Annotated in this window: 26 protein-coding genes and 1 riboswitch; of the genes, 24 read left to right on the forward strand and 2 right to left on the reverse strand. The window is 45.5% G+C overall.

Annotation, left to right across the window (positions count from 1 at the left end):
* The first annotated feature begins 743 nt into the window (after positions 1–743).
* From ACVBIO_RS14740 to ACVBIO_RS14760, 5 genes are all read left to right on the forward strand, one after another.
* Entirely contained in the window at positions 744–941 is a 198-nt protein-coding gene (locus ACVBIO_RS14740) for a twin-arginine translocation signal domain-containing protein (RefSeq protein WP_447159092.1), read from the forward strand.
* An 18-nt stretch (positions 942–959) separates the two neighbouring features.
* A complete protein-coding gene (locus ACVBIO_RS14745) occupies positions 960–3,815 on the forward strand; it encodes a molybdopterin-dependent oxidoreductase (RefSeq protein ID WP_447172903.1) in 2,856 nt (951 codons plus the stop codon).
* A gap of 29 nt (positions 3,816–3,844) precedes the next feature.
* The gene (gene fdh3B / locus ACVBIO_RS14750; RefSeq protein WP_447172904.1) at positions 3,845–4,414 is read left to right on the forward strand and encodes a formate dehydrogenase FDH3 subunit beta; all 570 of its coding nucleotides are present in this window, start codon (positions 3,845–3,847) and stop codon (positions 4,412–4,414) included.
* Positions 4,415–4,494: 80 nt separating this feature from the next.
* On the forward strand, positions 4,495–5,478 hold the full coding sequence (locus ACVBIO_RS14755) for a formate dehydrogenase subunit gamma (RefSeq protein ID WP_447172905.1): 984 nt from the start codon (positions 4,495–4,497) through the stop codon (positions 5,476–5,478).
* A gap of 258 nt (positions 5,479–5,736) precedes the next feature.
* Positions 5,737–7,065, forward strand: a complete 1,329-nt coding sequence (locus ACVBIO_RS14760; protein ID WP_447159088.1) for a coproporphyrinogen III oxidase family protein — start codon at positions 5,737–5,739, stop codon at positions 7,063–7,065.
* Between the two features lie 34 nt (positions 7,066–7,099).
* Here the strand turns inward: ACVBIO_RS14760 and ACVBIO_RS14765 are convergent, their stop codons facing one another.
* Entirely contained in the window at positions 7,100–7,285 is a 186-nt protein-coding gene (locus ACVBIO_RS14765; RefSeq protein WP_447172906.1) for a hypothetical protein, read from the reverse strand.
* A gap of 326 nt (positions 7,286–7,611) precedes the next feature.
* On the opposite strand from ACVBIO_RS14765, the gene ACVBIO_RS14770 reads away from it, so the two are divergent.
* The 4 genes from ACVBIO_RS14770 (at position 7,612) to ACVBIO_RS14785 (ending at position 11,419) form a co-directional block, all read left to right on the forward strand.
* Positions 7,612–8,457, forward strand: a complete 846-nt coding sequence (locus tag ACVBIO_RS14770) for a PfkB family carbohydrate kinase (RefSeq protein ID WP_447159086.1) — start codon at positions 7,612–7,614, stop codon at positions 8,455–8,457.
* Between the two features lie 264 nt (positions 8,458–8,721).
* Entirely contained in the window at positions 8,722–10,179 is a 1,458-nt protein-coding gene (locus ACVBIO_RS14775; RefSeq protein WP_447169125.1) for a sensor domain-containing diguanylate cyclase, read from the forward strand.
* Between the two features lie 133 nt (positions 10,180–10,312).
* Positions 10,313–11,011 (forward strand): MOSC domain-containing protein, encoded by a 699-nt coding sequence (locus ACVBIO_RS14780; RefSeq protein WP_447159084.1) that lies wholly within the window; start codon positions 10,313–10,315, stop codon positions 11,009–11,011.
* Positions 11,012–11,068: 57 nt separating this feature from the next.
* Positions 11,069–11,419 (forward strand): DUF4870 domain-containing protein, encoded by a 351-nt coding sequence (locus tag ACVBIO_RS14785; protein ID WP_447159083.1) that lies wholly within the window; start codon positions 11,069–11,071, stop codon positions 11,417–11,419.
* Between the two features lie 112 nt (positions 11,420–11,531).
* Here the strand turns inward: ACVBIO_RS14785 and ACVBIO_RS14790 are convergent, their stop codons facing one another.
* Positions 11,532–13,181, reverse strand: a complete 1,650-nt coding sequence (locus ACVBIO_RS14790; protein ID WP_447163101.1) for an electron transfer flavoprotein-ubiquinone oxidoreductase — start codon at positions 13,179–13,181, stop codon at positions 11,532–11,534.
* A 255-nt stretch (positions 13,182–13,436) separates the two neighbouring features.
* Positions 13,437–13,573: riboswitch (molybdenum cofactor riboswitch) on the forward strand.
* Here ACVBIO_RS14790 and moaA point away from each other — a divergent pair.
* From moaA to ACVBIO_RS14865, 15 genes are all read left to right on the forward strand, one after another.
* Positions 13,561–14,541, forward strand: coding sequence for a GTP 3',8-cyclase MoaA (gene moaA, locus ACVBIO_RS14795; protein WP_447159081.1), 981 nt, complete (start codon positions 13,561–13,563; stop codon positions 14,539–14,541). It overlaps the preceding riboswitch by 13 nt.
* An 81-nt stretch (positions 14,542–14,622) precedes the next feature.
* Positions 14,623–15,147 carry a molybdenum cofactor biosynthesis protein B gene (gene moaB, locus ACVBIO_RS14800; RefSeq protein ID WP_447163100.1) on the forward strand — a complete coding sequence of 175 codons (525 nt, stop codon included), beginning with the start codon at positions 14,623–14,625 and terminating at the stop codon, positions 15,145–15,147.
* A gap of 79 nt (positions 15,148–15,226) precedes the next feature.
* A complete protein-coding gene (gene moaC, locus ACVBIO_RS14805; protein WP_447159079.1) occupies positions 15,227–15,703 on the forward strand; it encodes a cyclic pyranopterin monophosphate synthase MoaC in 477 nt (158 codons plus the stop codon).
* Between the two features lie 8 nt (positions 15,704–15,711).
* Positions 15,712–15,963, forward strand: a complete 252-nt coding sequence (moaD, locus tag ACVBIO_RS14810; protein WP_447159078.1) for a molybdopterin synthase sulfur carrier subunit — start codon at positions 15,712–15,714, stop codon at positions 15,961–15,963.
* A gap of 1 nt (position 15,964) precedes the next feature.
* A complete protein-coding gene (gene moaE, locus ACVBIO_RS14815; RefSeq protein WP_447159077.1) occupies positions 15,965–16,417 on the forward strand; it encodes a molybdopterin synthase catalytic subunit MoaE in 453 nt (150 codons plus the stop codon).
* 28 nt (positions 16,418–16,445) lie between these two features.
* Complete coding sequence (gene modA / locus ACVBIO_RS14820; RefSeq protein WP_447163099.1) at positions 16,446–17,225, forward strand: molybdate ABC transporter substrate-binding protein; 780 nt, start codon at positions 16,446–16,448, stop codon at positions 17,223–17,225.
* On the forward strand, positions 17,225–17,905 hold the full coding sequence (gene modB, locus ACVBIO_RS14825; RefSeq protein WP_447159075.1) for a molybdate ABC transporter permease subunit: 681 nt from the start codon (positions 17,225–17,227) through the stop codon (positions 17,903–17,905). Before modA ends, modB begins: the two co-directional genes overlap by 1 nt.
* Positions 17,886–18,992: an ABC transporter ATP-binding protein gene (locus ACVBIO_RS14830; RefSeq protein ID WP_447159074.1), complete on the forward strand. Its 1,107-nt coding sequence runs from the start codon at positions 17,886–17,888 to the stop codon at positions 18,990–18,992. The genes modB and ACVBIO_RS14830 overlap by 20 nt, the downstream gene beginning before the upstream one ends.
* A 131-nt stretch (positions 18,993–19,123) precedes the next feature.
* Complete coding sequence (locus tag ACVBIO_RS14835) at positions 19,124–19,474, forward strand: NirD/YgiW/YdeI family stress tolerance protein (protein WP_447159073.1); 351 nt, start codon at positions 19,124–19,126, stop codon at positions 19,472–19,474.
* Between the two features lie 43 nt (positions 19,475–19,517).
* A complete protein-coding gene (locus ACVBIO_RS14840; protein ID WP_447159072.1) occupies positions 19,518–20,039 on the forward strand; it encodes a PepSY domain-containing protein in 522 nt (173 codons plus the stop codon).
* 3 nt (positions 20,040–20,042) lie between these two features.
* Positions 20,043–20,720, forward strand: coding sequence for a response regulator transcription factor (locus ACVBIO_RS14845; RefSeq protein WP_447159071.1), 678 nt, complete (start codon positions 20,043–20,045; stop codon positions 20,718–20,720).
* 82 nt (positions 20,721–20,802) lie between these two features.
* Complete coding sequence (locus ACVBIO_RS14850; protein WP_447159141.1) at positions 20,803–22,026, forward strand: sensor histidine kinase; 1,224 nt, start codon at positions 20,803–20,805, stop codon at positions 22,024–22,026.
* Between the two features lie 46 nt (positions 22,027–22,072).
* Entirely contained in the window at positions 22,073–22,753 is a 681-nt protein-coding gene (locus ACVBIO_RS14855) for a TIGR01621 family pseudouridine synthase (protein ID WP_447159070.1), read from the forward strand.
* A 204-nt stretch (positions 22,754–22,957) separates the two neighbouring features.
* Positions 22,958–23,437 (forward strand): pantetheine-phosphate adenylyltransferase, encoded by a 480-nt coding sequence (gene coaD / locus ACVBIO_RS14860; protein WP_447172907.1) that lies wholly within the window; start codon positions 22,958–22,960, stop codon positions 23,435–23,437.
* Between the two features lie 6 nt (positions 23,438–23,443).
* Complete coding sequence (locus ACVBIO_RS14865; RefSeq protein ID WP_447163096.1) at positions 23,444–24,943, forward strand: capsule assembly Wzi family protein; 1,500 nt, start codon at positions 23,444–23,446, stop codon at positions 24,941–24,943.
* Positions 24,944–25,235: the final 292 nt, after the last annotated feature.

Raw genomic sequence — 25,235 nt, forward strand, 5'->3', positions numbered from 1 at the left:
CGAACGGCCATTAAGACACTGCAAGGCTTAGTTCGGGATCCACAAGCATGCTATTAAATTCCTGGGGATCCCTCAGACTCTAAGTCGATCGCTTGCTATAGTGATCAGTATTAGGCTCGTTAAAGTAAGAGCGATTGAAATCGCTTCCCTCTGACGCAGGTTTCCCTTCATAAACTAAATAGTAAAGCGAACGAATATATACAAACCGACTGTTTTGAAAGGTAACGTTTTTACTGCAGTCGTTAAGATATATTAACGTTTTGTGTACAGACAGATTTGTGGCTCCTCTCCATAGCTTCTCGCGCTAATGTTTTGACTCCTGAAACAACTACATTTGTCTAAAAAGTAGGCATTAGATGGAATAAATGGTAATAGTTGCTATTAAGCTTATAGATTGAGTTTAAGGTGTTGTAGTTGCTAATTATTTGTTAATCAACCTCAACTCGTAAAGCGTAAATTTTTAGTGCTATATACCGTCTACACTTCTGTAAATATGCGCTACTTAACACTTTCGGTAAAATTTGGCCAAAAGTAGAAATTTAACCAGATTCAGATCAATTTTTCCTGACATAAAATTCTTTATATTACGCAGGTGATTTGAATGGATACCTTTAATAAGTAAACGCTTTTTACAATGTTGATCACTTTATTTACAAATGATTCAGTTGAAGTGTATGCCGTCCAATTTTTAAACGTATCTTAAGTTTTTATAACCAGAGTATTCCTTTCTACCAGGAGTAAAAATGAAGAAGCAACAGCCTGATCTGAACCGCAGATCTTTGCTGAAAGCACTGACCATTGGTGGCACTGCAAGTGTTGCTATCGCCGCTACGGGCGTGAGTGTTGCTCAAGCAAGTGAAAGTAAAGTCAGCTCGAACAATGACAATGGCTATCATGAAACTGCGCATATCCGCAGTTATTACAATAGCTTACGCGGCTAGTTTAGGAGAATTTAAGCGATGAAGTTAACTCGCAAATCCAACGCGGCATCTACGGTAGAGAAAAAATCTCTAGGTATTAGCCGTCGTCAGTTTATGAAGCAAGCTGGTATCACCTCTGGTGGTATTGCTGCGGCTTCTTTGTTGGGTACAGGCATGATGCGCAAAGCAGAAGCCAAAGATATCCCACATGATGTACCAACTGAAATCAAACGTACTGTATGTAGTGCGTGTGCGGTAGGTTGTGGTCTTTACGCAGAAGTTCAAAATGGCGTATGGACAGGTCAAGAGCCTGCTTTCGATCACCCATTCAACGCGGGCGGTCACTGTGCTAAAGGTGCTGCACTTCGTGAACACGGTCACGGTGAAAAGCGTCTTAAGTATCCAATGAAGCTTGTTGATGGCAAGTGGAAGAAAATCTCTTGGGAGCAGGCTTTCAACGAAGTTGGCGACCAAATGCAGACCATTCGTAAAGAATCAGGTCCAGACTCTGTTTACTTTATGGGTAGCGCTAAGTTCTCGAACGAAGGCTGTTACATGTATCGTAAATTTGCGGCTATGTGGGGCACGAACAACGTCGACCACTCAGCACGTATTTGTCACTCTACCACGGTAGCCGGTGTTGCTAACACTTGGGGTTACGGTGCGCAAACTAACTCTTTCAACGATATCCAGAATGCAAACGCAATCTTCTTCATCGGGGCAAACCCTGCTGAAGCGCATCCTGTTGCAATGCAGCATATCTTGATCGCTAAAGAGAAAAACAACGCTAAATTAATCGTTGTTGATCCACGCTTCTCTCGTACAGCAGCTCACTCTGATCTTCACTGTGCACTGCGTCCAGGTACGGATATCCCATTCATTTACGGTATGCTTTGGCACATCTTTGAAAATGGTTGGGAAGATAAGACGTTCATTAAAGAGCGTGTATTTGAGATGGAAAGCATTCGCGCTGAAGCGAAGAAGTTCCCACCAAAAGAAGTTACAGACATCACTGGATGTAGCGAAGAAGAAGTTTACCAAGCCGCTAAGCTTATGGCCGACAACCGTCCTGGCACTGTAGTTTGGTGTATGGGTGGTACTCAGCATCACGTGGGTAACGCGAACACTCGTGCATACTGTATCCTTCAGCTAGCCCTAGGTAACATGGGTGTATCTGGTGGCGGTACTAACATTTTCCGTGGTCACGATAACGTTCAGGGTGCGACTGACTTAGGTCTATTGTTCGACAACCTTCCTGGTTATTACGGTTTGACTTCAGGCGCATGGGATCACTGGACTAACGTTTGGGAACTAGATCCTAGCTGGGTTAAAGGTCGTTTCGATCAAAACTCATACTTAGGTCGCGTTCCGATGAACACACCTGGTATTCCTTGTTCACGTTGGCACGACGGTGTTTTAGAAACACCTGAAAAGCTAGCTCAGAAAGATCGTGTTCGCATGGCATTTTTCTGGGGTCAATCAGTTAACACTGAAACGCGTCAGCGCGACGTACGTGATGCATTAGACAAGATGGACACTGTTGTTGTTGTGGATCCATTCCCAACTATGGCGGGTGTTATGCACCGTCGTAAGAATGGTGTTTACCTATTGCCTGCTGCAACTCAGTTTGAAACTGAAGGTTCAGTATCTAACTCTGGCCGTAGCCAGCAGTGGCGCGAAAAGGTTATCGAGCCATTATTCGAATCTAAGACCGACCTTGAGATCATGTACCGTCTATCTCAAAAGCTTGGTTTTGCTAACGAATATACTAAGCGTATCGCTAAAGATGCCAACGACGTTCTTGTTATCGAAGACATCACTCGCGAAATTAACCGCGGTATGTGGACGATTGGTATGTCTGGTCAAAGCCCAGAGCGTATTAAAGAGCACACAATGAACTGGGGTACCTTCAGCAACAAGACTCTTGAAGCTGCTGGCGGTCCTGCTAAAGGCGAAACTTATGGTCTACCTTGGCCATGTTGGGGTACGCCAGAGCAGAAGCATCCTGGTACACAGATCCTGTATGACACAAGCAAACATGTTCTAGACGGCGGTGGTAACTTCCGTGCACGTTATGGTGTTGAGTATAAAGGCGAAAACATCTTGGCTGACGGTAGCTTCTCTAAAGGCGCTGAAATCCAAGACGGTTACCCAGAATTCTCTGCCGCTATGCTTAAGCAGCTTGGCTGGTGGGATGAACTGACTGCTGACGAAAAAGCGCAAGCAGAAGGTAAAAACTGGAAGACCGATCTATCTGGCGGTATCGTTCGCGTAGCGATGAAGCACGGTTGTATCCCATACGGTAACGCTAAAGCGCGTTGTATCGTTTGGACATTCCCAGACCAAGTGCCTGTTCACCGTGAGCCGTTATACACGCCTCGTCGTGATCTTGTGTCTAAGTACCCAACTTATGACGATATGCAAGTTCATCGTTTACCAACTCTGTACAAGTCAATCCAAGAGGTGGACAACACAGATAAGTACCCACTAGGTCTGACTTCTGGTCGTCTAGTTGAGTATGAAGGTGGTGGTGAAGAGTCGCGTTCAAACCCATGGTTGGCTGAACTTCAACAAGAGATGTTTGTTGAAATCAGTCCTGCTGATGCTGCTGACCGTAACATTCAAGACGGTGACACAGTATGGCTAGAAGGTGCTGAAGGCGGTCGCATTAAGATTAAGGCTATGGTCACTCCACGCGTTAAGCCTGGTGTAACTTGGATGCCTTACCACTTTGCGGGTGTCATGGAAGGTGAAAGCTTAGCGCCTAACTATCCAGAAGGTACTGTTCCTTACGTTATTGGTGAATCAGCTAACACTGCAATGACTTATGGTTATGACCCTGTGACTCAGATGCAGGAAACCAAGGCAACGCTGTGTCAGATCACTAAAGCGTAATAGCAGAATTAGCTAGGAGAATTGCCAGAATGGCTACAATGAAATTTTTATGTGATACCAAGCGTTGCATCGAGTGTAACGGTTGTGTCACAGCATGTAAGAACGAAAACGACTCTGCTCTAGAGTGGGGTATTCAACGTCGTCGCGTAGTGACTATCAATGATGGTGAGAGAGGCGAAGCGTCTATCTCAGTAGCATGTATGCACTGTAGCGATGCACCTTGTATGGCTGTTTGCCCTGCAAACTGTTTCTACAAGACTGAAGATGGCATCGTACTTCACGACAAAGATACTTGTATCGGTTGTGGTTACTGCCTATACGCTTGCCCATTTGGTGCACCTCAGTTCCCTCAAGGCGGCGCTTTCGGTGCTCGCGGTAAGATGGACAAGTGTACTTTCTGTGCCGGTGGCCCAGAAGAGAACTTCTCTGAAGCAGAGCGTCAGAAGTACGGTGCAAACCGTATTGCTGAAGGCAAGCTACCTATGTGTGCTGAACTGTGTGCTACTAAGTCGCTACTAGCGGGTGACGCAGAAGTTGTTTCTGCAATCTTCCGTGAGCGTGTTGCATACCGTGGTTCTAAAAACGCAGTTTGGGGTTAATCAACTTAGGTTGACTAACATCCAACGTACCCTAGGTGGCTCATTTTCTTGAGCCACCCAGTGGTAAAAGAGGACGTATTATGAACAAATGGTTAAAACACATAGGCGTAGCAATTGCACTGTTTTTCAGTGTCTCTGTTTTCGCTCATGCTACTGACAAAGTGGGCGACACTATTGAAGTTAACAACGGTCAAATTTGGGCTCAGCTAAAAGCTGGCGAAGAAGGCCGTACAACATCAACAAGTGAGTTCCACGGTCAAGCAATCAACACGTATGACCTACGTGTGCTTGAATTGCGTAGTGATATTCTTGCTCCAGCGTTAATGGCTGCCCTTTTCGGCATGATCATTATTTTTGTTCTGTTTATCAAAGTGAATGGCATTTCTAAGCTTCACGGTGGTTACTCAGGCAAGCTGGTTTACCGCTGGTCTAAGTTTGACGTATCAATTCACTGGCTAGGTGCGATCCCTTGTCTGCTATTGATTCTGACAGGCTTAATGCTACTTGCTGGTCGTTACTTCGTTCAGCCGTACATCGGTGAAGGCCTATGGGCTGGTATGGTAAACGCTGCTAAGCAAGTCCACGACATCATGGCGATCCCATTCATGTTGGGTTGGGCGCTAATGGTAACGTTATGGGCTAAGAACCAGATGCCTAAGATGTACGACATTAAATGGATGATGGTTGTTGGTGGTTACATCAACTTCGGTCCATTTAAAGGTAAGCATCCTGACGCAGGTTTTGCTAACGCGGGTGAGAAGTTATGGTTCTGGGCATTCGCTGCCTTTGGCCTGCTGATTTCTGCTTCTGGTATGTTATTGCTATTCCCGAACTTGTTCGAGCCTAGCCGTACATTAAGCCTGGTTGCGTTAGTGCTTCACTCTGTCAGTGCTATCATCATTACTGCTTTCTCAATCGTGCATATCTTCATGGCAACGGTTATGTCTGAAGGTGGTATGGAGTGTATGGTTTCTGGTTACTGTGACGAAACTTGGGCAAGCCAACACCACAATCTTTGGTTCGATGAGATCAAAGAGAACGGTACGCTTAAGTACAAAGAGTAATCCTCTTTATGCTTAACGCCTAAACACCCTAGCTATTCGTAGCTGGGGTGTTTTTATATTAAGTACTCGTCGTACAATTTATGCGCAATCGCTAAAGTATGATCTGCTTAACAAAAAAAACTACATTTCATTGATAGGAAACGCTAAATTATAACCTAATCACGTTTTATGCTCATTTAACGTGCTAATTTTGTTCACCTCAATTGCATTCCAATTTCCGATTCTTTTGTCATTAGCATTCTTCTTATAGGAACTTTTATGTCTTCAATTATTTTGCCTGGAACTGCTCAACCCTATAGCGCCAATATCACCACGCCTAACTGGATGATTAGCGGTATGGAGAAAGTCATGCAGTTTTATGTTGATCGCAATTTAAGACTGGACACCGTTTCAGCTGAAATGATGCCAAACCCAATTGAGGGTAAGAAATACATGCTTTATGCGCATGTGCCTTTCTGTCACACCTTGTGTTCATTCTGCACCTTCCACCGCTTCCTATTTAAAGAAGATAAGGCACGCGCCTATTTTATCTCTTTGCGTAAAGAGATGGATATGGTTAAAGCGTTAGGCTATGACTTCGAGTCTATGTATATCGGTGGCGGTACCACAACCGTATTAGAAGATGAGCTTGCCCGTACCATCGAGCACGCAAAGAAGTTGTTCCCAAGTATAAAAGAAGTGTCGTGTGAATCAGATCCACAGCACTTAGATAGCCCTGGCTTTAAACAGCTAGAAGGCTTGGTCGATCGTATGTCGATCGGGGTGCAGAGCTTTAATGATGATATCCTCGCGATGACAGACCGTCTTGATAAGTTCGGTTCTGGACAAGAGACTTTCGATAAGATTATGGCGGCTAAAGAGCTGTTTCCGATCATTAACGTCGATCTTATTTTTGGCTTCCGTGGCCAGACCGATGAGGTGATCCAGCATGACTTGGATATGGCCTCTCGTTTGGACCCTCGCCAAATTACGACTTATCCGCTGATGATTACTCACCAAACACGTAAGAGTGTCAAAGGTAAGTTAGCAGCCCCCCATGGTGATATGGCGCGTCAGTATCGTCAAATCCTGAATAGCTTGAATGGTCAATATAACCAGTTATCAGCTTGGGCGTTTGGTAAGGCGAATAACGAAGGCTTTGATGAATACGTTATCGATTATGATGAGTATCTAGGTGTCGGTTCAGGTTCATTTAGTTTCTTAAATGACACGCTTTATGTGAATACATTCTCACTCAGAAATTACCAAGAACGCATTGCTGATGGTCGTATGGGTGTTGATCAACAGAAGAATTATGGTCGTAAGGAAGTGATGCAATATCGTTTCTTACTCGGTATGTTCTCTGGCCGTTTATCGCGTAAATATTTCCGCGATACTTTTGGTGTAAATCTTGATACCGCTCTGTTTAAAGAGATGACATCGATGAAAGCCATCGGTGCGATTAAGAACGATCCAACTGACCCTGATAAGTTGATTGTGACCGATAACGGTAAGATGATGGGCTTACTGATGATGAAAGAGTTCTATTCAGGTATGGATAACGTACGAGCTCAGTTGCGCAAGCCGCTTAAAGCCTGCGACATGTAATATTGTAGCTTATAAATTTAGAAGGGTGATCGCGTTAGGGTTCACCCTTTTTTGCGATCATCGCCTGTAGTTTTTTGATATCTTCTTTGACCTGCAATACGTACTCATCGGTATATTGCAGCTGTTCGAATTCCACTAAACACGCTTGATATCGAGTAAGCTGGGCCTCTGGCGTTGCCCCAAATTCCATTTGCTCGTGGATGCCAATAATTGAGTCCATTCAACTATCCTGTAAGTAGGCTTACCAATATCATAAATCGTAAATTTGATTTGCATAGCGCAGTATCAACTCAGATACGATAAGGGTAGCTTATACCCAGTGAATTACTCTGTATGGAGTGGATTTTTTTCAATAAGTTACCCGTAAATTGAAAAAACAGGGCTAAAGCCACTGGCTATAAGCTCTCACATTAGTTTAAGAGATCGCTTACATCGCTGGTAATAAAAGCATTACAGAGGCTTTGTTTGTTGATTTCTTGGCCAGAGCTTGGAACCCTGAATAAAATCTCTTACTATCGAGTGAACTCTTGCTTATATCGAGCTGTTATGGCGAATATCTTGTTGGTAGCAAACCTCAACTGCGATCGTATTTTTAACCTAAATCAACCTATCAAGCCCGGTGGGCGATTCCATTATCAAGATGGTGGTCAGCGCTTAGGTGGCGGCGGAGCTAACACGGGCATAGGTTTAGTGTGGGCGGGTAACCAAGTCACCCTTGTCACCGAGGTGGGCCGTGATGATGTTGGTGATTGGTTGATAGCCGAAGCCAGTACTCAGGGGATTAACTGCAGCTTGATCCAGCGCCGCGCGGGTAATACTTGTGAGATGCTACTGATGATGACGCCGGATGGTGAGCGAACCATTATCCGGCCTGAGCGACCTAAGTTTGAATTACCATTACCACCGAACTGGCAAAATATTGATGCCCTTTATATTAACTCTTCAAGCGAAGGGGCGGTGAGTTGGGCCAAAACTGCAATGCAGCATTGTTGGGTCGTCGCCCAACTGGCTAAAGATCAACGTCCGCGCCCATGCCACGTATTAATCGCATCCTTAAGTGATATGCAGGGCCGTTGTGATGGAGATCTTTGGCATTTTGCAACATCGATAGCGGGTGACAATCTCAAATATTTTGTGGTTACCGACGGCGAAAACGGGGCGATCTTATATAGCGCAGCAGAGCCTGTAACGGTTGCGGCAGTCCCGAGTAACGTTGTGGATACAACTGGTGCAGGCGATGCCTACGCGGCAGGGCTGATTCACGCCTTAGTGAGTCATAAAGATATTATCGAATCGATGCAAGAGGCCGCTATTTGGTCCGGCTTTGCAGTGGCGTGTCATAGCTCTATTCCTGGAAAAGGCTTAAAGCAATATCTCACTGAAGCGCCATGAGCTTGTCATATTGGTGTCATGTCACTGACATCAATTCAGCCTAGAATTGGTATTGAATCATCTCTGAATGTAACTTTTTCACTTCCTTTTGCCCTGTCACTGCGACAGGGCTTTCTTTTTCTAGCCTCTATCAAATCGCTATAAAAAGACTAAAAGTCGATGCGAGCCCATGGGTTTTCAGTTACGATTGAGAAAATTTAACAAATAGTTAACGCTGGCTAGGTTTTATTGACTGTGGCTTTAGATGTTAAGCAAGGACGGTTTATGGGCGATAGGTTTTTTAACGATAAGAAACGCTTTATATGGATTTTATCCTTATTGTTATTAGTTGCCTTCGTGGTGACCAGTGGGATCAGTTATCAAGTCGCCCACGATTCACTCAGTGAACAGGTTAAAGATAATAACCTGCCACTGACCAGTGACAATATCTACTCTGAAATTCAACAAGATCTGCTTAGGCCTATCTTTATCTCGTCATTGATGGCGCAAGATACTTTTGTTCGTGATTGGACCCTTAACCAAGAAAAGAATCCAGAAAAACTTATTCGCTATTTGAAAGAGATCCAAGAGAAGTACGGCACAGTCACTAGCTTTTTTGTTTCCGAAGCCTCACGTAAGTATTACCACTCAAGTGGCGTGCTCAAACAGATTAAAGATATTGATCCTGAGGATGCTTGGTATTTTAGAGTTCGCTCTCTACCTGAATCTGAACATTTTGAGGTCAATATTGATCCCGATTCAGCAGATCTAAATCGAACCGTTATTTACGTTAACTATAAGGTGTTTGACTTTGAAGGTAACTTTATCGGCGTGACAGGGGTAGGGTTAGCGGTTGAAAGTGTAAAGCATCTCATCGAGCTCTATCAGACTCGTTATAATCGCAGCGTATATTTTAGTGACAGGCAAGGCAACATTACTCTGCAGAGTGAGCAGTATAGTGGCGCGTCGACGCTGCAAACGAGTCCTGGGCTTGAAAAGCTTGCAACAAGAATACTGACCAGCCCAAGCACCGCATTTTCGTATCAAAAAGATGGCAACACCATCTTCCTTAATAGCCGTTTAGTGCCGGAGTTTAAGTGGTACTTAATTGTGGAACAGAATGAAGCGCGGGGAGAGCAAAAGCTGTTAACCACCTTTTGGATAAATATCGGTTTAAGTTTGTTGGTGACTATTGGGATCCTGATAATCGCCAATATGACTCTGGGGAAGTATCAACGTAAGTTGGAATTGATGGCATCAACCGACAAGCTCACTGGCGCGGCTAATCGACAAGCTTTTGAAGAACATTTTGCTCATTCATTGGCAAGATCAGTGCTTGATAATAGGCCGATATCGCTATTATTAGTCGATATCGATCATTTCAAACAGGTCAACGACTCTTACGGACATAATATTGGTGACTTGGTTATCCAAACCGTTAGCCATATGCTCAAAAGTCAGCTTAAAGAGGATGACTTGTTGTGTCGTTGGGGCGGCGAGGAGTTTTTAATCTTGCTGCCTAATAGCAGTTTAAGCCAGAGTAGTGAGCTAGCCGAAAAGATAAGGCAGCAGGTGGCTGAGCGACTATTACGCGTCAATGGTTGTGAAATCAATGTCACCTTGAGTTGTGGTGCTGCGCAGCACCGGGCAACAGAAAATGCCGAAGACCTGATTAATCGTGTCGATATCGCGCTCTATCAAGCCAAAGAGCAAGGACGTAATCGAGTCGTGCTGTCTTATTAGCGCGTGCCCTAGGCTACAGAAATGTGGGGGGTCTTCTATTGCTTAGCTCTGGGGGCCTCAGCCTAAATCAAGTTACTGCATCTTTTGCTGACGATGTTAGGATAGTTCAAGTTTTTCAGCAGAGTAGATATTAATGGCACCTCAAACATTAGTGGAGCAGATCTCAGGCTTATACCAGGGTGAAGTCATCGTTGGGCTAGGTAGCGTGACCTCTGGGATTAATCACAAGCGCCGTGCGGTTCAATTGCAAGTCGGTATCCAAGGCGTTGCCGGAGATGCTCAGGCCGATGTTAAGCACCATGGTGGACTCGATCGAGTGTTGCATCATTTCCCTCGGGAGCATTATGGTCAGTATCGTCGCTGGGACATGATGGCGAGCTTTAAAGATGCCCCTGCTATGGGGGAGAATATCAGTACTGTTGGCTTAGATGAAACCGAGGTGAATATTGGCGATATCATCAAAATCGGTGAGGTCGAACTGCAAGTAACTCAGCCGCGCTCTCCCTGTTTTAAGCTCAATTTACAGTTTGGTCATAATGAGTTTGCTTTGGCGATGCAGCAAAGTGGACGATGTGGTTGGTTTTACCGAGTATTAAAGCCCGGCACGGTTGTTGAAACCGATACCATCGAGCGGATTAAGCGCTTAACGGATATCAGTGTGGCAGAGGCTATGCATATCTATTTCTTGCCAGAATTTAACGCAGAGCAATATCAACGTTTGCTTGATTGCGAAGGTTTAGCGGCTGCCTGGGTCAATAGTTTACAGCGACGAATAGAGAACAATGCCATCGAAGATTGGCAAATGCGCCTGTATGGCCCACAAACTCCTTAAGGCTTTATCTGATAAGGGGCTAACTAATGGCCACAATTAATGCAAGGAGTGGTGTGTATGACGCAAGATGAAAAAAATATGGGGATTATTGTACAGGTTGCTAGTTTTTCTGGTTACCTTGTCCCGTTTGGCAGTATTTTAGGGCCCTTAATCGTTTGGTTAATGAAACGTGATGAGTTTCCTCTGGTTGAGAGCTGCGGTCGTAACTGTTTAAACTTTAAAATCAGTATGCTTATCTATGTCACTGTGAGTGCCATTTTGATGTTGGTGGGTATTGGTTTTATTCTCATTGCGCTATTCGCAATAGCCGATATCGTCTTTACTATTATCGCGATAATTAAAGCAAGCGAGGGTGAGAGTTATAAATATCCGCTGACGATTAACTTCATTAAGCCTAGGGTTTATTAATTTCTTTACCGCCTAGGTAAGATACCTTAAACAAAAATGCCTATTGGAAATATCCGATAGGCATTTTATTTGGCTCTTTATTTAGTTCTGCAATCAAACTATATATTGGATGCTACATATTAGGGTAGTTTGGTCCACCGCCACCCTCAGGGGTTACCCAGGTGATATTTTGGCTTGGATCTTTAATGTCACAGGTCTTGCAGTGAATGCAGTTCTGAGCGTTGATAACAAACTTCTTCTCACCTGCTTCTTCGACAATTTCATACACGCCAGCAGGGCAGTATCGCTGGGCAGGCTCATCAAATTTAACCAGGTTCACATCAATTGGAATACGAACATCTTTTAAACGTAGATGACATAACTGATCTTCTTCATGGAAGGTATTTGAGAGATACACTGAAGAAAGCTTATCAAAACTTAACTTACCGTCCGGCTTAGGGTAATCAATTTTGCTGTAGGCACTCGACTCTGCCATCTGCGCATAATCAGGTTTCTCGTCCCTTAGGGTGATAGGCAGCTTACCGCCAAACCAGTTTTGGTCGACAAAGTTAAATGCACCGCCAAGATAGGTACCAAATTTATGCATAGCTGGGCCAAAATTACGGGAAGAATATAGCTCCTCTTTAAGCCAGCTTTTATCAAGTCTGTCTTGTAAGCAATCGAGATCTTTACCCGCTTCAACCCCAGCCATCATGGCCTGTGCTAGTGTTTCAGCAGCTAGCATGCCGCTCTTCATTGCGGTATGAGTGCCTTTGATCTTAGCAAAGTTGAGTGTGCCAGCATCACAACCGATAATCATACCGCCCGGGAAGGTCAGTTTAGGCAGTGAGTTTAAACCACCTTTAGTGATAGCTCTTGCGCCGTATGCAACACGCTCACCACCGGTTAGCGTTTGAGCGATAACTGGGTGAGTCTTATAACGCTGGAATTCATCGAACGGACTTAAATGTGGATTCTTATAGTTAAGGTCGACAATTAAGCCCACTGCAATCTGATTATCTTCCATATGATACATAAAGCCGCCGCCAGAGGCGCCTTCAGTTAATGGCCAGCCGCCTGTGTGCACGACTTTACCGAGCTCATGTTGCTCGCTGGGTACGGTCCAGATCTCTTTAAAGCCTAGACCGTAATGTTGTGGGGTTTTGCCATTGTCGAGGTGGTACTTGTCGATGAGCTGTTTACCTAAGTGACCACGGCAGCCTTCAGCAAATACGGTGTATTTGGCGTGCAGCTCCATGCCTGGCTCATAGCCATCTTTGGGCTGACCGTCTTCGCCAACACCCATGTCACCAATTTGAATGCCTTTAACGCTGCCATCCTCGTTGAATAGCAACTCGCTTGCAGGGAAACCAGGGAAGACTTCGACACCTAACTCTTCAGCACGCTCAGCTAACCAACGGCATAGGTTACCGACGCTGATGATGTAGTTACCTTGGTTGTGCATGGTTTTTGGTACAAACGCATTTGGCATGGCTCGCGCGTCGATTGGCGAGTTAAGCATGTGAATTTCATCATGGGTGACAGCGGTAAGTAGAGGGGCATTTTTATCGCGCCAATCGTTAAATAGCTCATCAAGTACTTTGGGTTCGAATACTGCGCCAGATAAAATGTGCGCACCCACTTCGGAGCCTTTTTCGACTACGCAGACGGTTAGCTCTTGGCCACTATCTTGAGATATTTGCATTAAGCGACATGCTGCTGCTAATCCTGAGGGACCCGCCCCCACGATTACAACATCGAATTCCATCGATTCGCGTTCCATCAGATCACCTTTCCTTCTTTCTCCCCCGATGACAATAGCGCTAATTGAGTCAACAACACTATAAACGGGTGTTTTAATGTTTTAGTTCACCTTACCTGAAAATCGCTCAAGGGCACAGTGTTTCCACGATAACAGTGCAGATATTTTAAGCAGCTCATTGCATGATCGTTGTCACAAAATCTTTGCATTTGGTGCTTTTGGCCAGCAATTCTGGCTCTTGGGGTATGGTTTGTCACAGAAATACGCCTATAATCAAGATTGACGGTTCTCCGAGCTTCTTACCCTACGTCGAGACAGATACGGGTTTTTAGCCGTGGCAATAACGCCACCGGGGTGAGAAAAGAAATGCTCTCACCTCCCCTTACTTGGAAAGGTGATCATGTCCCAACTACAAGACAACTTTGGTCGACGGTTTCATTATTTACGTATGTCAGTCACTGACGTATGTAACTTTAAGTGTACGTATTGCCTCCCCGATGGCTACCGCCCAGACGGTAAGCCTAAATTTCTCGATCTCAACGAAATCGAACATTTAGTCTCGGCTTTTTCAAAAGTCGGTACTCAGAAGATCCGTATCACAGGTGGCGAGCCATCTTTGCGAAGAGACTTCACTGATATTATTCGTATCGTTAAAGATAACGATAAGATTAATACCATTGCGACTACGACAAACGGTTATCGCTTAGCTAAGCATGCCCAAGAATGGTATGACGCAGGGCTAAGACGCATCAATATTTCGGTCGATAGTTTAGACCCGAAAATGTTCTACCAGATCACTGGTGAGAATAAGTTTGATGAAGTGATGCGTGGTGTGGATGCTGCTCTAGAAGCGGGCTTTGAGCGGGTGAAGATCAATGCGGTATTGCTTAAAGGTCTTAATGATAAAGACTTACCGCGCTTCTTGCATTGGATTAAAAACACGCCTATTGATTTGCGTTTTATTGAGCTAATGGAAACGGGCTTAGGTCACGACTATTTCAAGGCGCATCATCTAGCGGGTAACGATATCAAGTTGCAGCTTGAGCAGGCGGGTTGGCAGTTTGATACGCCAGCGGTTGACGATGGCCCAGCGCAAAACTTCAGTCACCAAGATTACCAAGGTCGTATTGGGCTTATCATGCCTTATGCGAAAAATTTCTGTGCCAGTTGTAACCGTTTGCGGGTATCGGCCAAAGGCAAATTACACCTTTGCTTGTTCACTGAAAACGGTGTCGATCTGCGTGATTTACTGCAAACACCAGATCAACAAGCTGAATTAATAGAGCGCTTACACGGTCAACTTGCGCAGAAGAAAGAAACGCACTTCTTGCATGACGGCATCACTGGTGTGACACAGCACCTCGCTTCTATTGGTGGCTAATTAAATTCTGATCTGACGCAACTTAGTTGCGTCAGAAGCTAGGTATAATCGTCGCTAGACTCTGATAAATAAGAGACCATAATGGGACACTGCACTCCAAGCCAATTTACGGCGCTAAACATTGCTGTTTTAACCTTATCTGACACCCGTGATTTTGAATCTGATACATCAGGTGCTTTTCTTGAAAGCGCACTGTTAGCGGCGGGGCATAAGCTTGCCGAACGCCAGATTATCAAAGATGATAAATACCAAATTCGTTCGGTGCTTTCTCAATGGATTGCATCCGATAACGTACAGGTGATTATCACCACGGGGGGCACCGGTTTTACCGATAGAGATAATACCCCTGAAGCGGTAAAGCCGTTATTCGATAGAGATATCGAAGGCTTTGGTGAGCTCTTTCGTCATATCACTTATACCGAGCTTGGCACCTCGACAGTGCAGTCGCGTGCCTTAGGTGGCATTGCCAATAAAACTGCGGTTTTCTGTCTTCCTGGCTCAACAGGTGCCTGCAAGACTGGCTGGAATAAGCTGATTAAAGAACAACTTGATGCAACTCATCGTCCTTGTAACTTTGTGATGCATGTGAAAAAAATCACCGAATAAGCCTCACTAGAGGCCAATGTTACGGTACTCTTTTTGATTCATATTCTATGACCCATATTTTATAAAAGGCGTAAACCCAATGACCAATGCTTTTACCCATATCAATGCAGATGGTAATGCTCACATGGTAGATGTGACAGATAAGTCTGTTACCGAGCGAGAAGCACGAGCTGAAGCCTATATTGAAATGGCGAGTGAAACCTTAGAGATGATCATGAGCGGCAGTCATCACAAGGGTGATGTGTTTGCTACCGCACGTATTGCGGGCATACAAGCGGCGAAGAAGACCTCTGATCTTATTCCACTTTGTCATCCGCTGATGCTGACCAAAGTTGAAGTTGAACTAGAAGCGCAACCTGAGCATAACCGCGTGTGGATCCGCAGTCTTTGTAAGCTTTCGGGCAAAACAGGGGTTGAAATGGAGGCGCTTACAGCCGCTTCGGTTGCGGCGCTGACTATCTACGATATGTGTAAAGCGGTTCAAAAAGATATGGTGATTTCTCAGGTGCGTTTGACTGAGAAACGTGGCGGTAAGTCTGGGCACTTTAAGGTATAGAGACCAATATGATTAACGTATTATTTTTTGCACAAGTTAGAGAACTACTTGGCACCGCTGGCGTAAAAGTTGAAGCCGGTGAGCACACGCAAACCGCTGAAGGTCTACGTGCAACGCTAGCCGCTACCGACGATAAATGGGCCAAAGTGTTGGCGTCTGACAAGCTATTGGTGGCTGTAAACCAAACCATTAGCCAGTGGGATGCGGCGATTGTAGATGGTGATGAAGTGGCATTCTTCCCACCGGTTACCGGAGGTTAATATGATCCGTGTTCAGACCCAGGACTTTAATGTTCCAGAGGAATACCACTTAATCAGTCAAGACAATAGCGATGGTGCCGTGGTGACTTTTGTCGGTAAAGTACGTGACTTTAACGATGGCAGTGCGGTGACCGATCTCACCCTTGAGCATTACCCAGGCATGACCGAAGCGGTATTGAACCAGATTGAAGCGCAGGCGCGTGAGCGTTGGCCGCTCAATAACGTCACGATTATTCACCGCGTGGGTGCTATGGCGCTGGGTGAGCAGATTGTCTTTATCGGCGTAACCAGTGCTCATCGAAAGGCAGCTTTTGCTGCTTGTGAGTTCTTGATTGATTTTCTTAAGACCAAAGCGCCGTTTTGGAAATTAGAAGCCGGTGACAAAGGCGCTAACTGGGTAGAGGCCCGTGACGCCGATGAACAAGCTGCAAAAATGTGGGATAAAAAAGCGTAGCAAACGCTTTAGCAAGGAGATCGGCTCAATGAAGTTTAGGGTTATGGTGCTTGCTCTATTGCTGCCATTTTTAGCAATAAGCAAAGGTGCGCTAGCAGCACAAGATGTGCCCGCGATAGCGGCTGCATCGAGTATTAAGTTTGCACTGGATGATATCGCTAAGCAATTTACTCAAGAGACTGGCCGTAAAGTCAGGATCTCCTATGGCTCTTCTGGCAATTTTGTTGCGCAGATTAGGCATGGTGCTCCCTTTGAGCTGTTCCTTTCTGCTGATGAGCGTTATATCAAACAGCTAGCCAAAGCTAAGCAGACGCTCGATGACGGGGTGATATACGCAGTGGGTCAACTCGCCATTGCAGCGCCTAAGTCATCGCCACTAACGCTTGACCCTAACTTAGAGGGGCTTAAGCAGTTGCTGGCTGCAAATAAGCTTAAACGCTTCGCCATCGCTAATCCTGACCATGCTCCCTACGGTGAGCGCGCCAAAGAAGTGTTGCAAAAGCTGGGACTTTGGCAACCGATTCAACCCTATCTGGTGTTTGGCGAAAACGTGTCTCAAGCGGCACAGTTTGCACTTAGTGGTGCCACTCAAGGTGGCTTAGTTGCCTTGTCGCTAGCCTCGGCGGAACGTTTTAAGGCGCGTGCAAATTATGTGGTTATCCCACAAGAATATTATACGCCATTGGATCAGCGCATGGTGCTAACCCTAAAAGCGGGTGAAACTGCCAAACTATTTTATAGCTACCTGCTGTCTGAACCCGCTCAGGATATCTTTGCCGATTACGGCTTTGCGAGAGCGACACAGTAATGGATTGGGAAGCGCTATTGCTATCAATCAAGCTCAGTAGTGTCACTGTACTGATCTTGATCCCGCTGGCGATTCTAGCGGGACGTTTTTTGGCTTATCGACATTTTCCCGGTAAGTCCTGGGTAGAAGCCTTAGTCATGGTGCCGCTGGTGTTGCCACCTACGGTTATTGGTTATTACTTGCTGGTGGGGCTTGGCAGTGAGTCTTGGCTAGGTCGAATGCTAGAGCAACTGCTTGGGCATCAGCTGGTATTTCACTTCTCTGGCTTAGTCGTAGCCTCCATCTTAGTCAATATCCCCTTTGCTATTCAGCCTATTCAGCGCGCATTTGAAGCCGTGCCTGAAGATGTGCGTGATGCGGCTGCCTGCTGCGGTATGAGTCGCTTTAAAGTATTGTTTAAAATTGAGCTACCAATGGTGTGGCCGGGTGTATTGACCGCGATAGTATTGTGTTTTTCTCATGTGCTAGGTGAATTTGGCGTGGTGCTGATGATGGGCGGTAATATTGCCGGTGAAACCAAAACCATTGCTATCTCTATCTACGACAGCGTGCAGGCATTTGATTTTGCCAGTGCGGGTAATATGTCGCTGGTATTACTGCTGTTTGCGATAACGGTATTGGCATTGACCACGAGTTTGTCGCGTCGTGTTGGAGGCCAGCATGTCGCAAACCGTCGCTGATCTATATTGCCGCATTAAACAGACCAAACATATTAAGTTAGATGCCGAGTTCAGCTGTAAGGCTGGAGAGGTCTTGGCCGTTGTTGGTCCCTCAGGAGGCGGTAAGTCGACGCTACTGCGGATGATAGCAGGTCTGACTCAGCCAGAAGATGGCGAGATCTGTTACGGTGATAAGCAGTGGTTTAATCGCCAGCAGAGCATACAGCTAACGCCGCAGCAACGTCACTTAGGTTATGTACCACAACATTTTGGACTGTTCCCTAATTTAACCGCGTTAGAGAACGTGGTGGCAGCGCTGGACCATATACCTAAAGCCGAGCGTGAAGCGCGGGCAAAAGATTGGCTTGAGCGAGTGAACTTACATGGTTTACCCGACAGACTGCCTGCGCACCTTTCTGGCGGACAACGTCAAAGGGTGGCACTGGCTAGAGCATTGGCGCGAGAGCCGTCAGTATTACTACTCGATGAACCTTTCTCGGCAGTTGACAGAGAAACCCGTGAGCGTCTTTATCTGGAGCTCGCTAGGCTTAAAGAGCAGTTAGCGATTCCGGTGATAATGGTGACCCATGATCTGAATGAGGCGATGTTATTAGCTGACAGCATGATTTTGATTAGCCAAGGAAAAATGTTGCAGCAAGGCAGGCCACGTGAGGTATTAACTCGTCCACGCGATGAAGCCGTTGCCAAACAGATGGGCCTGCGTAACATCTTCGACGCCGATGTGATTGCGCAAGAAGCGGAGCGACAGATCACCTGGCTTAAGTTTGGTGAGCACCTCATTGCGAGTACCTATTTTGAAAGCTTAGATGTCGGTGCTAAAGTCCGCTGGGTGATCCCCAATCAAGGCGTGCGTTTCAATTCGATTAAAAAAGGCCGTTTGTGCCGTAGCTTCAATAAACTGGATATTACTATCGACTCGATGTTGATCATGGGGGAGACAGTGCGAGTGCTGGCAAGTGTCGTTGGCGTGCAGCATAAAATTCATGCCGAAGTACCACTACATTTAGCACAAAAGTTAGCCCTAAGCGTCGGCACGCAAACAACGGTGGCGCTAAAATCTGAGTTAATCCATATACTGGAAAAGTAACTTATTTTCAGACAATTTAGCCAAGTTAGATTCGGCTTCACGCATATGATCAAAGTTTAATCTTTGCACCATCTAGATGTTATATAGCGTGTCATATCATGTGCTCCTACATGTAAGAGGAGTATTATGTTATGTCAAAAAAATTAACGGGTTTAATCATGTTGTCTGCAGTGTTAACCCTTCCTGCTATGGCCGCATATAATGGTCCAGGTCCAGTAAGTCAGATTAAAACCGCTTCTGACGCAGCGACAGCAAAAGACGATACTCCTGTAGAGCTGACAGGCTATTTAGTGCAAAGCCTAGGCGATGAAAAGTACCTTTTCCGTGATGACAGCGGTAATGTCGAAGTTGAAATCGATAATAAGCTGCTGCGTGACATCGAAGTTTCAAGCGACTCGAAAGTGAAGCTTGTCGGTGAAGTTGATGATGAGTGGAGCGGTATTGAAATAGAAATTGACAGCATACGTCTGATTTCTGAATAATCCTTTATTGAAAGTGGTTTAGCGTTTATTTTTCGGAGGAGCCATGGCTCGCTGGCTAATTGGTTTATTGTTAGTTTCTGGTAGTTCGTTTGCTGGACAAGGCTTGTATTCATTGCTGTCTACGGGAGATTATCCCTCGCCTACAGAAATGGTGCAGAAGCTTGAACAGCAACATGTGGGCGTGATCTCTGAATTTGAAGCGAATATCGAACATGGTGAATTGGTTTATGAATTCAAGATGATCGATCAGCAAGCTAACACCATTACAGAATATGAATATCGAGCCATAGATGGCAGCTTAAAAGAGCGCGAAGTCGGCCGTATTAAAAAAGACGATAACGATGAGCTTGCGGGTGTGGTTATGCTGCAGGAAAATGGTTTATCGCTATCTGATATGCTTACCCTAGTCGGTAAAGAAACCAGCGGCTACATTGTCAAAGCTGAAGTCGACAACGATCTAGGTATTAGCTATATAGAATTAGAAATTCTTGATATTGATGGTAAACGTCAGTTAGCCTTCGATATTGAAAATAAACAATTATTACCACTGCTCAAATGGGACTAAAACATGAAAATACTCATGGTTGAAGATGACGCGACTACCATCGATTATGTCGTTAAGGGATTTGTTGAGCAAGGGCACAATATAGAAACAGCAACAGACGGTCACCAAGGCTTATTGCTGGCTACCAGCATGAAGTACGACTTGATCATTTTAGATCGTATGTTGCCACAGCTCGATGGGCTAAAACTGTTAGCTGCGCTGCGCGCGACCGGCAGTCAAACACCTGTGTTGATCTTGTCTGCACTCAGTCATGTTGATGAGCGAGTCAAAGGGTTGCGAGCGGGTGGCGATGACTACATGACTAAGCCGTTTGCTTTCTCTGAGTTGTTGGTTCGTGCTGAAAAATTAATGCAACGTGGTGAATCTCAGCCCACTATTACCGACTTGACTGTTGGTCCGCTTAGCATCGAGCTGCTGACACGCAAAGTGACCTTAGATGGACAAGAGATCATGCTGCAGCCAAAAGAATTCCAGTTACTTAAGTACCTGATGGAGCATGTAAACCAAGTGATCAGTCGCACGCTACTGTTTGAAGCGGTGTGGGATTACCATTTCGATCCACGTACTAATGTTATCGACGTGCATATTGCTAAGCTAAGACGTAAGTTTGAAGAGCTTGGTCATGGCGAATTAATCGAAACTGTTCGAGGTGCCGGATATCGGTTACGCCAAGGGCATTAAGCCCTATCAGAGTAGTGCCTGGCGCATTACCATCATTTTCTCAGCCCTAGTAACGGTCATTATTGGCACCTTGTTACTGGGCATGTATCGCCAGCTGATAAATGAACAAGAGCATCAGCTGGACTTACATCTAGATGCAGAAAAGACCCGTTACCAACAGATGGCGTTAACACTTGATAGGCGCAGTTTTGCGACTCAGGTGCGCGGTGCCGACCCTAAAGTTGCCCTGATTGTTTGGCGTGACTCCCTCGATCTGGTTGGTTCGCTAAGTATGATCCCCAAAGATATGCCTATGCTTCCCGAGAAACGTGAGTTTCCGGTATTTACCGGTGGGCCCGAAAAGCTGCATATCTTAACGGGTGGCATGGTGATGACTCGCTATGGCCCTATGCTCATCGCAACCCGTGTCGACCAGCTTGGCGCGTTAATCGACAAATTCACTAATGCGGCAATTACCGCACTGATGCTGACCGTAGTACTAACGCTAGCACTGGGCTATCTATTTTCTAAAGCTATTTTACGCCGCCTAGTACAGTACAACCGCTTGAGTAAGCGGATTGAGCGGGGACAATATTCGACTCGATTACCAGTGAGCTGGCGTCAAGATGAGTTTGATATGCTGGCACGCCAATTTAATGGGGTACTCGATGCCCTAGAGAAGAACTTAGCGGCAGTGCGTGGGGTTACCGATAATATCGCCCACGATCTGCGTACGCCCTTATCTCACCTACGTATTGGGCTTGAGCAGTTACCGAGTAAGCCAGAGGCTGAGCTTGCTGAAAGTTGCGCCATTCTCACTGAAGAACTCGATCATTGTTTGGCGACGTTCGACGCCATGTTGTCATTAACACGCATCGAAGAGGGGCAGCAAACACTCGAACTGCAAGATGTCAGCTTAATTAATATCAGCCAAGATCTATTTGAAATGGCCGATGCGATGGCCGAGTTTAACGGTCAGTCGTTGAAGCTCAGCACGGGTGAAGAGTTTCAGGTCAGTGGCGACAAGTATCTATTATTTCAGGCACTGTTTAACTTGGTCGATAACGCGATTAAATATTCGGGTGAGGGCGCTGAAATTAGCATTTCTCAGAACCGTAATGTTATTTCAATTCAAGATAATGGCCCCGGGATCCCTGAGACTTCTCGTGAGAAGGTATTCGAGCGCTTAGTGCGGTTAGATCCGAGTCGTCACCATAAAGGCACGGGCTTAGGTTTATCTATGGTGAAGGCGATTCTGTCGCGTCATAATGCTAAAATAGCCTTAACCGATAATCAGCCTGGTCTAAAGGTTATTATTACGTTTTAATCTTTGCGCTAGCCGAGCTACTGCCAATTCCTGGAAACCTCAATCTATGTATCAAGTCATTGCCGATGAACGCGACTTTATTGTTATTAATAAGTCCGCCGAGGTGCATTTCCATAGCCAAGACGGTAGCGCTGGCGTAGTTGCTCAAGCCGAGGCCGATCTTGGGATTAAGCTCTACGCCGTCCATCGACTCGATACCATGACCTCTGGGCTTATTATCCTTGCTAAATCTAGTGCTGCTGCGGCTGAGTTTACTCGCATGTTTTCAACGCATTTAGTGCAAAAGTATTATCTCGCACTGGCAAAGGGGAAGCCTAAAAAGAAGCAAGGCTGGGTGATTGGTGACATGGCCAAATCTCGTCGTAGCATGCATAAACTCCTTCGCACGACAGACAACCCGGCAATTACCCAGTTCTTTTCTCATTCTATTGCAGAGGGCGATCGTTTGTATCTGCTCAAGCCCCATAGTGGTAAAACGCATCAACTTAGAGTCGCACTCGCTAGCATAGGTGTGCCTATCTTAGGCGATAGTCTTTACGGCGGAGCGGATGCTGATAGGGGCTATCTGCATGCTTACTGCCTGCAGTTCGATTACTTAGGTGTGCAGTATCAATATATTGCAGCACCAACCTCCGGAGAGTTCTTCCAACAGTCCGCAGTCAGTGCGCAACTTAACGTTTGGCAGCAGCCTCATGATTTATCTTGGCCTAAGCTAAAGAAAAGCTAGATGCGTTAGCACGTTTTTATTTATGTTTCGTCTTGTGGGTTTAAGTGTCAATAATCGGTAAGTATTGTGGCTTATATTGGCTTTTGCATTCACAATTCAGGCGATAACGAGTAGGATAGTGCCCCTAAAAAGTCCTTATCATTGGGCTATGAATTTTATGGTCGCTCATATCACTGAGTGACAATACTAAGGGTAGACTTAAACGTGCATAAGCGAGCCATATATCCTGGAACATTTGACCCAGTTACCAATGGTCATGCCGATCTTATTGAGCGTGCCGCCAATTTATTTGAGCACGTGATTATTGGCATTGCGGCGAATCCCTCTAAACAGCCTAGATTTACCCTTGCAGAGCGTGTCGATTTATTAAAAATAGTCACGGCTCACCTCGATAACGTCGAGGTGGTCGGCTTTAGTGGCTTATTAGTGGATTTTGCAAAGGAACAAAATGCTAGCGTCTTGGTCAGAGGATTGCGCGCGGTTTCTGATTTCGAATATGAATTTCAGCTAGCCAATATGAATCGTCGTTTGAGTCCTGATCTTGAAAGCGTGTTTCTAACTCCGGCAGAAGAAAACTCGTTTATTTCATCGAGCTTAGTCAAAGAGGTTGCGCTTCATGGCGGCGATGTTAGCCAGTTTGTTCACGCTGAAGTCGCAAATGCATTAACGGTTAAGGCTAAATAGTTGTCCATGCTTAAATTTATTAAAACATCTGCCATTCAGCTTTTATCGGTATTAGCACTGGTTTACTCAAGTGTTAGCATTGCAGCACCTTGGGTCGACACCTCAGATATCTACCTTAGAGCCGATATTCAAGCCCTGGCCGATGCGGGTGTGATTACGGTTCCGGTTAATACCTATCCATTAATGTGGTCAGGTATTGGTGCAGATCTTGCCAAAGCAGAGCCATCAATGCTGACACCAGCATTAATCGATGCCTATTCGCGGGTGAATTATTACTACCGTAATGCCGTCGATAATCGCGGTAATACCAGTATAAAGCTTGCGGCAGCAAGCGACCCAGCGCGGTTTCAACACTTTGGCTCAGATTATCGTGAGCAAGGTGAGCTGGGTGCATCATACGAGTACGTAGGCGAGCGATTTGCTTATAAGCTATCGGCGTCAGCCAATTATAAACCGAGTGATGACGAAGAGTTTCGTTTCGATGACTCCTATCTTGCGATGGCACTGGGTAACTGGATGTTTACCTTTGGCGCCGTTGAACAGTGGTGGGGCCCGGGATTTGACTCGGCACTGCATAAGTCGAATAACGCTAGGCCGATGCCGTCGTTAATGCTGAGCCGTAATAATGCACAGGCTTTCGAGACGCCTTGGTTATCTTGGCTCGGCCCTTGGACCTTTACCGCAGGCATTAGTCGTTTTGAAGAGGAGCGCTATGCTCCTAATGCACTGTTATGGAATTTCCGAGGCTCGATTCGCCCCTTTAGACAACTTGAAATGGGGCTGTCGTGGACCACTCAATTTTGTGGTGATGGTCAAGAGTGTACTTGGGACAGCGCCTTTAAATCGATAACGGGTCAGCGCGATTGCCGTGCAGATAACGTCGATGAAGTGGGCTGTAGTAACTATGGCAACCAGATGGCCGGATACGACATCCGCTTTAGCGATACTTGGTACAATGTGCCGTTTGGTGTGTATTACGAAAGAACCTGTGAAGATGCTAAAAGCTCTGCGCCATGGGATATCGTCGATTGTGGTTCAATGTTCGGTGCCGATACGCGTTTTAATTTAGATGGTCAGCAGTATAAGTTGTTCCTCGAGTACACAGATACTATGGTGTTCTGCGGTGAAGATGAAAATGCCTTTAACTGTTTCTATGAGCATTCAACCTATAGAAGTGGTTCACGTTATTACGGCCGCGCATTGGGTAGCACCTATGACAGTGACGCTAATGTGTATGTTTTAGGCTTAATCGGTCAGTTTGCTGATAGCAAAGGTTTTACCTCGTTACTGCGTTATGCTCAGCTTAATAAAGATGGTAAAAGCCCTAGCCACGGATGGGCACCACAGCCGAAAAAAGAGGACTTGTTGATGCTGGAGTTGAGCTATCGCATGCCATTTTGGTATGGCATGATGAGCGTGGGTGGCACTGTGTCTCAATCAGAATTTGAGGTGCAAGATAACGAAACCAATGCCACCGTATTTGGTACATACGAGTACAAATTCTAGATGATTAAATAGAGCCAACGCCAAAAGCGTTGGCTTTTTAGTATTTAAAGCAGATGAGGTTGGCACTGCAAAGATGCAGCTTGTACTGATCTCTATCGAGCCTACTAACTAAAAATTACATAATCGTGGGTTAAAGTACGTTTTTATTTTTAAATCTTTATCTTTTTCTGTAGGTTACAGCAGAAGCTTAATCAGTTTCTGTATAGAGATGTTTGGTGAGGATCATAGAGGAAAGCCTGAATTTCCCAGTGCTCGCCGATAGTGAATACACCTCTTTGGTAGTGGTTTCAGT

The organism is Shewanella sp. 0m-8 (genome assembly GCF_052977265.1).